Source organism: Falsochrobactrum ovis (genome assembly GCF_003259955.1).
In the GTDB taxonomy this organism is placed as follows: Bacteria; Pseudomonadota; Alphaproteobacteria; order Rhizobiales; family Rhizobiaceae; genus Brucella; species Brucella ovis_A.
This window is the reverse complement of record NZ_QLMK01000015.1, coordinates 43,720-49,762: the sequence shown is the minus strand read 5'-3', so window position 1 is coordinate 49,762 and position 6,043 is coordinate 43,720. Positions and strand designations below refer to the sequence as shown.

Below are 6,043 nucleotides of genomic sequence, written 5' to 3'. Positions count from 1 at the left end.
TCGAATGGTGGGCGTGACAGGGATTGAACCTGTGACCCCTACGATGTCAACGTAGTGCTCTCCCGCTGAGCTACACGCCCATTCGATGTGGCGCATACACCATATAGCGCCGTGTCCGTCAATGCCCTTTTTGCAAATTTCTGTTGAAAGTTCATCTGCCGGGCATTTGGCAGGCCAAACACCGATCGCCTTAGGCGGCGATCAGCATTTTTTCGATCTCATTTACAAGATCGCGCAGGTGAAACGGCTTGGAAAGCACTTTCGCATCGCGAGGAGCTTCCGAATCAGGATTAAGAGCCACCGCCGCGAATCCGGTGATGAACATGATCTTCAAATCCGGATCAAGTTCAGTCGCGCGACGTGCAAGTTCAATACCGTCCATTTCCGGCATGACAATGTCGGTCAAAAGCAAAGAGAAAGGCTCTTCGCGCAGCCTTTCATAAGCACTTGCGCCATTGTCAAAATGCGTGACGTGATAGCCAGCCTTTTCCAGTGCCTTTACAAGGAAACGACGCATATCATTATCGTCTTCAGCTAGAAGAATTCTTTTCATTGTTCCGTCCGAATTATAAATCGCTCGTCTATGTTCCCATTGCAGCGCCATTTGGTCGCTGCAACGGCAAATCTCGATTCCGCTTTATCGCTAGAAAACGCTTTTTTGGTAAATATGAGATGAATTTTCCCGTAAATGTTCATGTAAATGCTCTGCTTTGGCAACAAGCTAAGATATGTTACAGGATTTCAAGGTCAACCTAATCTCTTTTATGGTGGATGATCGTAATTAGAGCGGAGTGGGCTTGTGTCCGAGCGGTATCAGGATGCTTAAGCTCCGTCATCCGTGGAGGTGGGCGTAGATATGAGTTTGCAACGGGATTTCCCACTGTTGCCTCCTTTCGAGGTCAATACGCCTGCCCAGCAGCGCATTCCGTTTGTATTTAATTCACCCCATAGCGGTCGTTATTATCCTGATTCGTTTCTTCGCAGCTCACGGCTTGATCCGCATTCGATTCGTTACTCAGAGGATTGTTACGTCGATGAACTCTTTGCGGCAGTTCCGAGACTGGGCGCACCTTTGTTAAAAGCGCATTTCCCTCGCGCATTTGTTGACGTAAATCGTGAACCTTATGAGCTTGACCCGCGAATGTTCATCGAACCGGTTCCGCCATATGCCAATACGCAATCGACACGTGTAGCTGGCGGATTGGGGACTGTGCCGAGAATGGTGGGTGAGGGTCAGCTGATCTATCCGGGGCGAATTTCGCTTGATGAGGCCTTTTATAGAATTGAAGATCTCTATAAACCCTATCATCAAACATTAGAGCAATTGATCCGGATTACCCGAGATACATTCGGCTATGCTGTATTGATCGATTGCCACTCGATGCCGGGCGGAGCGCGCCTTGGCGATGCGGGGCAGAGACCGGACTTTATCATCGGAGATCGATTTGGCCGATCCTGCAGCCAGCGTTTGACAATGGCAGCAATCGAATTGTTGCAGGATCTTGGTTATACGGTAGCGCATAACAAGCCCTATGCAGGTGGGTTTATTACTGAGCATTACGGACGGCCATCCATTGCCTGTTACGCTTTGCAGATCGAGATAAACCGCAGTCTCTATATGGATGAATACAGCCTGCAAAAACTGGCCGGTTTTGACACGCTTTGCGCCGATCTCTATCAGTTTACAAGTGATCTCACCTCGCTACCGGACGAGCTGTTCACCATGCCTCCGCTTGCGGCCGAATAGTCTTCTGATATTGGCGCTGTTTCTCTTACAGGAGTTAGGTTTGATAATTGATCGTGGGTTTTTCATGGAAGTTGCGGCTGCGGCAGCGGCTGAGACATTGCCGCGTTTCAGGCAGTTTAACGAAATCGATAATAAGTACACAACCGGTTTTGATCCGGTAACAGAAGCCGATCGTGCGGCAGAGCGGGCGATACGCGCGCTCATCAATAAGACATTCCCCGATCACGGCATATTGGGCGAGGAATATGGGCCTGAGAATACAGATCGCAGCCATGTCTGGGTGATTGATCCTGTAGATGGCACCCGCGCATTCATCTCTGGATTGCCGGTCTGGGGAACTCTTCTAGGGCTGACGATCGATGGCGACGCTAAGGCCGGAATGATGTCGCAGCCATTTACCGGCGAGCTTTACTATAGCGATGGGTCGGGAAGCTATTTGGTAAGACATGGCGGAGACACTGAGCCAAAGCGCCTGTCAGTGCGCAGTGTAAGCCTCGAACAAGCAACAATGTTCACCACAACCCCAAGCCATTTTAAGAGCAAACTGGGTGAGGGGTTTGACCGCCTGGAATCCAATGTCCAACTTTCACGCTATGGTGTCGATTGTTATGCTTTTGCGATGTTAGCAAGTGGATTTGCCGATATTGTAATTGAGGCCGGTCTGCAACCCTATGATATTGTTGGTCTTATTCCAATTATTGAGAATGCGGGCGGTGTTGTTACTCGCCTTGATGGCGGACCGGCGGAGCAGGGCGGGGATGTGGTTGCAGCGGCAACGCCTGAGCTGCATGAGGCTGCTATTAAACTTCTAAGCAGCTGATTTTAAACGAGAAAGTGTGGCTCCATCATAGGCGGCATTGAGTCGACGCCGGGTGTTCCCGGTATAAATGCGTCAAATGCCGCCAGAGCCTGTTCTCTGTAAAAGTCGGATTCTTGCAGTAATTCATGTTGGGCACCGTTAATGACGGCCAGCGAAACATTGCGTGTACGAGATGCAAAACGTTCGATCGCTCGGGTTGAAACCACACGGTCGGCACCAGCTGCGACTATCAGAACGGGAATGCTTGGTTCTGACTGATAGTCTGGCTGATTAATGCGATATGCAGTCTCAAGAGCGCCAGAAACCCATCGGCAGGTGGGTCCGCCCAGCCCCAATTCCGGGAATTTTTGTACCATTTCCTGATTGCGCATAAAGCGTTCGGCGTCACTGGTTAGCGCATTATTGACGAAAGGGCGTTTCGCCAGCTTTCTTACACCCGTGGCGAACGAGCGCCCCATGCCCAGTCGGCACATAATTCGCATCACGCGCCGCATTGCATCATCGCTCAGGCGCGGATTATCAATACCCAGCAAGGGTGCAAGCAGGACCATTCGATTGATCCGATTGGTAAGGCATGCCATTGACGAATATGCGATCAACCCGCCAGCGGAATGTGCAAGAATAAAGTAGGGTGGAGGACAATCGGGCAGAACAATTTCTTTCAGAAATTGATCCAGATCATCGGTGTAATCGCTGAATTTCTTTACATAGCCACGTAAAGGGTTTTTCAACAAACGATCAGACCGGCCCTGACCGCGCCAATCAAATGTTGCAACACAAAAACCCCGCAAAGATAGGTCCGAGGCAGTTTCAAAATATTTCTCAATATATTCGTTGCGGCCATGTAGCAGCAATACTGTTCCCTGCCGCAATGTCGTCTGCGGTTTGAGGATTGCATAACGCAGTTTTTTCCCGTCTTTAGCTGTAAAAAATCCAGACTTCATCCCTTCGGGAATTGGATTGGAGTCGATTTCAAACAGCAATTGGGGCATGAATTCTCCTGCAGGCATAAGCTATGGGACAGCCCACATTAGCATCAAATCATTGAAAGAAATTAACCGAAATTCTGATTTCAAGCCACCAGCTTGAGGTTGCGGGCACGGGAAACCGGTCCGGCAAAAATTGAGCCCAACATCAATGTTTAGCCAATGATCGCACTTTCGCGAATAACAGCGTTGCGTAGGCTCGCGATCAATATCATCGACGGCATATCGCAACGTTCCCGCTTCTATGAAATGTGAAACGAGCCGCGGGTAGTATTCTTTTTTGGATTTAAAAACGTGTTTTATTTCGAGATGACGGGGGACTTGAAATCAAAAAACAGCGTTACCAAATGTTGGATACGGTCGCCGATGAAGGGGCCGTCGGCAAAAAGAATTCGCCAAGTTTGGGAATTCTGCCGCCAATCATGCAACTTGTCGCTCTTAAGGAGGGCTAACTATGCGTCATGTAGATTTTTCCCCGCTCTATCGTTCCACGGTTGGTTTTGACCGTTTGTTCTCGATGCTCGATACGCTCGCATCGCCGGAAGGAACCCAGTCTTACCCGCCATATAATATCGAACGCACCGGCGAGGATACTTACCGTATCACGATGGCTGTTGCGGGCTTTGCTGAAAATGAGCTTGAAATTGAAGCTCATCGTAATCTTTTGACCATTAAAGGCCAAAAAGCGGAAAACGACGAGTCAGAAACCGCGGAAGTGCTTTATCGCGGTATTGCGTCGCGTGCTTTTGAACGTCGCTTCCAGCTTGCGGATTATGTGGAAGTGGCTGGTGCGAGCTTGCAAAACGGTTTGCTGCACATCGACCTCAAGCGTGAAATCCCTGAGCAGATGAAGCCACGTAAAATTGAAGTGGCTACTGCACCATCGGTCGTGCCACAGCAGATTGAGACCAAAACTGCTCATTAATTAACTGGGCAACTGGATGAGGGCGGCGCTGATGCGCCGCCGTTTATTTAGGCAATTAGTGCGCCGAACCTGTCGACTTCTTCCTGCGTATTAGCGAAACTCGTAACAAAGCGGGCAAAAACCTCGCCTTCGTCTAAACTATTAACTTCCGAATGCGGCGGGTTCCAGTCATAACAAACAACGTCTTGTTCCTGCAAACGATCATAGACCGATTGTTTCATAATCGCGAAAACTTCATTCGCCTCGGGCTTCCAGGCCAGTTTCATCTGGCTTGACGCGTCAATGTGACTGGCAAGGCTTGCCGCCAGCGCGTTCGAATGGCGGGCCAGGTCCAACCACAGATCATCAGCCAGATATGCATCAAACTGAGCAGCAATAAAACGAGTTTTTGAGAACAGCTGCGCCGCACGTTTGCGGATAAATGGCAGATCCCGTGCGCGTTCAGGGTTCATGAAAACCAGAGCTTCAGCGCACCAGCAGCCATTTTTCGTGCCACCAAATGAAACAATATCCACGCCCCGTTTCCAGCTCATTTCGGCTGGTGATATGCCCAACGTAACCAATGCATTGGCAAAGCGTGCGCCGTCCATATGCAAAGGCAGATCGTTATCGCGGCAGATTTTGGCAATCTGTTCAATATGGTCAGGCTGGTAAAGCGTGCCCACTTCGGTAGCCTGTGTTATGCTAACAGCCATCGGCTGGCCCGCATGAATAAAATCCGGATTAAAACGCTTTAATTCCCGTTTCAAAAGATCAGGATCAATCCGCCCCAGCGACCCGTCAATAGGATGGAGCCGAGCGCCTCCCGTAAAATATTCAGGAGCGCCGCATTCATCTTCAATCATATGGGCTTCGCGGTGAACCAGCGAGACACCGCCAGGACGGTTTACACTCGCCAACGCCAAGGAATTGGCTGCGGTTCCGGTGCCCACAAAAAAGACGGCCACTTCGCGTTCAAATAATTCGTTGAAGCGCTGCTCAACCCGCTTGTCGAGTTCGCTGGCCCCATAGGAGGCAGCAAAGCCAGAAGCGTGAGTTGAAAGACTTTCGGCAATTTTAGGATGGGCGCCCGCCCAATTGTCTGATGCAAAATGCAAATCTATCTCCATTGGGCCACAGGCCGCTTAGGCTTATGCGTATTGAAAATTATGCGCATAAAATGAAATCTATATAGCCGCTTGTGTTTCACCCGCAAACCCCGTTTCGACGAAAAACGGGAGCCGGTTTGCGCTTCAAAAGAGCGCCTGAATTGATAGGGGATCGGTTTAGATAAAACTAATAGCTGCAATTAAGTGATTAATTACATACCAGTAATGGTGTTTTGTTGCGCTTTTTGTCGAAAAAAATTGCCTTTCCATCTTGTGAGGCTTTTTAAAACCTGTCATAGATAAATAGGACAGCAGTGCTGACCAGTTGCCCGAGGCTGTCCCATAAACGCTGTGATTGATCGAATATCTGTTCAATTGATCGAGACGTCGCAGAGATGTTCTGAAATCGGACTGCAACGCCGTTTTTAGACATTCGCAATAAGGCAGGAATTTTAGTGCGCCTTGTCGGCGGGCTGG

The 6,043-nt window shown here is 49.5% G+C and carries 6 protein-coding genes and 1 tRNA gene; 3 read left to right on the top strand and 4 right to left on the bottom strand.

The genetic code is table 11. The annotated features are described in order from the left end of the window. Positions 1-5: 5 nt before the first annotated feature. Together C7374_RS13575 and cpdR are read right to left on the bottom strand one after the other, a co-directional pair. Positions 6-80 (bottom strand) — tRNA-Val (locus tag C7374_RS13575). A 110-nt stretch (positions 81-190) separates the two neighbouring features. Continuing rightward, positions 191-553 carry a cell cycle two-component system response regulator CpdR gene (gene cpdR, locus C7374_RS13570; protein WP_111576164.1) on the bottom strand — a complete coding sequence of 121 codons (363 nt, stop codon included), beginning with the start codon at positions 551-553 and terminating at the stop codon, positions 191-193. Positions 554-856: 303 nt separating this feature from the next. Here cpdR and C7374_RS13565 point away from each other — a divergent pair, with 303 nt between their 5' ends. Together C7374_RS13565 and hisN are read left to right on the top strand one after the other, a co-directional pair. Further along, positions 857-1,747 carry an N-formylglutamate amidohydrolase gene (locus C7374_RS13565; RefSeq protein WP_111576163.1) on the top strand — a complete coding sequence of 297 codons (891 nt, stop codon included), beginning with the start codon at positions 857-859 and terminating at the stop codon, positions 1,745-1,747. A gap of 40 nt (positions 1,748-1,787) precedes the next feature. Next, entirely contained in the window at positions 1,788-2,567 is a 780-nt protein-coding gene (gene hisN / locus C7374_RS13560) for a histidinol-phosphatase (protein ID WP_111576162.1), read from the top strand. A 2-nt stretch (positions 2,568-2,569) separates the two neighbouring features. Here the strand turns inward: hisN and C7374_RS13555 are convergent, their stop codons facing one another. Next, positions 2,570-3,559, bottom strand: a complete 990-nt coding sequence (locus C7374_RS13555) for an alpha/beta fold hydrolase (protein ID WP_111576161.1) — start codon at positions 3,557-3,559, stop codon at positions 2,570-2,572. A 448-nt stretch (positions 3,560-4,007) separates the two neighbouring features. Between C7374_RS13555 and C7374_RS13550 the strand changes: the two genes are divergently transcribed. Next, the gene (locus tag C7374_RS13550; protein ID WP_111576160.1) at positions 4,008-4,478 is read left to right on the top strand and encodes an Hsp20 family protein; all 471 of its coding nucleotides are present in this window, start codon (positions 4,008-4,010) and stop codon (positions 4,476-4,478) included. Positions 4,479-4,525: 47 nt separating this feature from the next. Here C7374_RS13550 and C7374_RS13545 read toward each other — a convergent pair whose 3' ends face one another. Further along, the gene (locus tag C7374_RS13545) at positions 4,526-5,575 is read right to left on the bottom strand and encodes a threonine aldolase family protein (RefSeq protein ID WP_111576159.1); all 1,050 of its coding nucleotides are present in this window, start codon (positions 5,573-5,575) and stop codon (positions 4,526-4,528) included. Positions 5,576-6,043: the final 468 nt, after the last annotated feature.

Excerpts from the sequence above, each read along its gene's own strand:
- cpdR (WP_111576164.1), bottom strand. The coding sequence starts at position 553 with ATGAAAAGAATTCTTCTAGCTGAAGACGATAATGATATGCGTCGTTTC.
- C7374_RS13565 (WP_111576163.1), top strand. The coding sequence starts at position 857 with ATGAGTTTGCAACGGGATTTCCCACTGTTGCCTCCTTTCGAGGTCAAT.
- C7374_RS13555 (WP_111576161.1), bottom strand. The coding sequence starts at position 3,559 with ATGCCCCAATTGCTGTTTGAAATCGACTCCAATCCAATTCCCGAAGGG.
- C7374_RS13550 (WP_111576160.1), top strand. The coding sequence starts at position 4,008 with ATGCGTCATGTAGATTTTTCCCCGCTCTATCGTTCCACGGTTGGTTTT.